This window comes from Streptomyces alkaliterrae, from assembly GCF_007097205.2.
In the GTDB taxonomy this organism is placed as follows: Bacteria; Actinomycetota; Actinomycetes; order Streptomycetales; family Streptomycetaceae; genus Streptomyces; species Streptomyces alkaliterrae.
Genome location: NZ_VJYK02000672.1, coordinates 1 through 668, shown reverse-complemented (window position 1 = coordinate 668; position 668 = coordinate 1). Strand labels below are relative to the sequence as shown.

At 73.2% G+C, this 668-nt stretch carries 1 protein-coding gene; it reads right to left on the bottom strand.

Features of this window, described 5'->3' with window-relative positions; all coding sequences use genetic code 11:
* Positions 1 to 2: 2 nt before the first annotated feature.
* On the bottom strand, positions 3 to 668 hold a 666-nt coding region (locus FNX44_RS28440; RefSeq protein WP_323369696.1), incomplete at its 5' end, for a rhomboid-like protein.

Genomic DNA, 668 nt, shown 5'->3' with positions numbered 1-668 from the left:
GGTCAGCGGTGGGGGCGGGCGGCCGCGGCGGCCGATCCCCGGCGCTGGTAGCGCCGCAGCAGCGGCCACAGGGCGATACCGGCCAGGAAGGCGAGCAGGTGGCCCCAGTCGACCACCGGGTCGGTGAGCGTCACCAGGTCGGAGACGATCATCGTGCCGACGCCGGCCACCATCGCCCAGCGCAGCCACACCAGGTGGAGCACTCCGGCGAGCGCGGCGGCGCAGGCCAGCACCCCGTAGTCGATGCCGTAGTCGAAGCGGCTGCGGGAGGACTCCGGCAGGTGGCCGAGCGCGACGGCGGCGGCCACCGTGAGCTGCGTGGCGAGCGTGGCGAAGAGGTGCCCGGCGAGGAAGACGGCGGCCGTGCGCCAACCGCCCACGCGGCGTTCCAGCGCGGTGAGCACCAGGACGAAGCCGACCGTGAAGACGGACAGCAGCGCGCCCTTGTAGAACAGGGCGCTCGCGAAGAGCACGAACAGCGGTTCCTGGGCGAGGTTCTCCACGTCCGCGCTGGCGCCGGAGAGCCAGCGGGTGACCTGCGCCGGGTCGCCGAAGTGGATGAACAGCGTCGTACCCACCAGGACGAGGGTGTACCAGAAGGTGAACGGGGTGCCCTTGGGTGTCGGCAGCAGCCGCAGCGCGTGGACGTGGGGCGGGGGCGCGAGGCC